Below are 1,936 nucleotides of genomic sequence, written 5' to 3' on the forward strand. Positions count from 1 at the left end.
AGTCGGGTAGCCCGGGGGAATTGCACCCCCGGGCTCCCACAGAACCGTGCGTGACAGTCTCCCGTCACACGGCTCTTGTCATCTGATCCAGACGAACCCGGTGGCCCATTGCCAGTGGGCGAAGATGCCGCGGTGACGCTCCACCAGGAGGTCCCACCACTTCTTGACCCGCTTGAACGGGGCCAGTCGTCGATACTTCCGGCGCGCCCACCGCACCACGTAGCCGTTGATGCGTCTCAGGAGGGGCAGCAGCATCGACCCGTAGAACCGGCCGTAGTACTGCATCCAGCCCCGCACGATCGGGTTGATCAGTTCGGCGAGGCCGGCCAGGTCGTGTCGGGTGCGTGTGTGGATCCGCCATCGACGAACCTCGCGGCTGATGTCGTTGAGGGCCTGCTTGCTGATCGCTGGCACGAACGCCGTGAACATCACGCCGTGCCTGCTGCGGACAGACCGCGGGCAGAACGTGTATCCCAGGAACGTGAACGACGTCTGCTCATAGGAGCCTGGCCGGTTGTCGTCCCTGCAGTACACGATCTTGGTCTTGTCGGGATGCAGACGCAGCCCGACTTGTTCCATCCTCTCCGACAGCGCGGCCCACACCGTCCGGGCCTGCCGCTCGGTCACACAGTGCACCACCGCGTCATCGCAGTAGCGTTCGAAATCCACGGTCGGGAACTCCCGGGCCAGGAAAGAATCGAACGCATAGTGCATGAACACGTTGGCCAGCACCGGCGAGACCGCTGACCCCTGTGGGGTTCCGCGGTCCCGCTCCTGCATGGTGCCGTCGGGCAGTTGCAGCGGAGCAGTCAGCCACCGCTTCACATACAGAACCACCCACGCCTGATCGGTGTTCGCCGCCACCGCCTTGACCATGAGGTCATGGTTCACGGAGTCGAAGAACTTCTCGATATCCAGGTCCAGGACCCAGTTCTTCTTCTGGCAGCGCGACCGACACACCCCGACCGCATCCAGCGCCGAACGCCCTGGCCGATAACCGTAGGAATCTTCATGGAAGATCGCCTCGGTTCTGGTCTCGAGCGTCATTGCCACCACGGTTTGGGCGATTCTGTCGGCCACGGTCGGCACGCCCAACGTTCTCGTGCCACCACCCGGCTTCGGTATATCCACCGACTTGACCGGGGGCGGAAAGTACGTTCCCGAGGACATCCGGTTCCAGATCTTGTACAGATTGTTCTTCAGATCCTTCTCGAAGACCCCGACGGACACCCCGTCCACCCCCGCGGCACCCTTATTGGCCGCGACGCGCCTATACGCCTCCCAAACCAGCTGCTTCGAAATGTCGAACGATTTGGTTGTCTGGCCTGACATGCCCACTCGTCTCCTCCCGGAGGATTTCCCCGGTTGCTCGCGTGAACACCTCGTAGATGACCCGGCCCCTTCGCTCCCCGCCCATTACAGGCGGTTCACCACTACTACGAGCCGGTCCGCCAGCAGACGCCACGACGGTACTCAGCACCTCCCGGTTCTCGCCGGTTGATGCGCTCCCTCTCACCGCGGCCCGGACCTACTCCGGTCACGCGGTCGTGTTGGCGCCTGCTTTCCCACGTTCCATGCAGAAGCCGCAGACCGGGCTCGCGCCACCTTCACGCCGGGCACCACCTGGCCAATAGACGGGCTCCCGCCAGGCTTGATCCCGGGGTTATTGGGATACCCCGGTTTTGATGCCACTTCCTCGTCTCGACGCGTCAACAGTGGTTCACTCGCGTTCGCCTTCCCGGTCCCCACCTGACACGGTAATCCGCGCCTTCTCCTCATCGCTCACCACGACGGTCTTCAGCCAACGCAGCATGAGGCGGTTTGATACCTCCCCCCGCAGGGCGGCACCGAAGGGCCGAACCTTCATCTCCTACACAGCACCGCGGTCGATCACTCAGCTACCAAGTGACCTCCCGCGCTCGTGGCACACCCCAGT

General features: G+C 63.5%; 1 protein-coding gene. It reads right to left on the reverse strand.

Going from position 1 to position 1,936, the window contains the following annotated elements:
- Positions 1-78: 78 nt before the first annotated feature.
- Positions 79-1,332, reverse strand: a complete 1,254-nt coding sequence (ltrA, locus tag CHB94_RS24270) for a group II intron reverse transcriptase/maturase (RefSeq protein WP_089339101.1) — start codon at positions 1,330-1,332, stop codon at positions 79-81.
- Positions 1,333-1,936: the final 604 nt, after the last annotated feature.

This window comes from Blastococcus mobilis, assembly GCF_900188025.1.
Lineage (GTDB): Bacteria > Actinomycetota > Actinomycetes > Mycobacteriales > Geodermatophilaceae > Blastococcus_B > Blastococcus_B mobilis.

Excerpts from the sequence above, each read along its gene's own strand:
- ltrA (WP_089339101.1), bottom strand. The coding sequence starts at position 1,332 with ATGTCAGGCCAGACAACCAAATCGTTCGACATTTCGAAGCAGCTGGTT.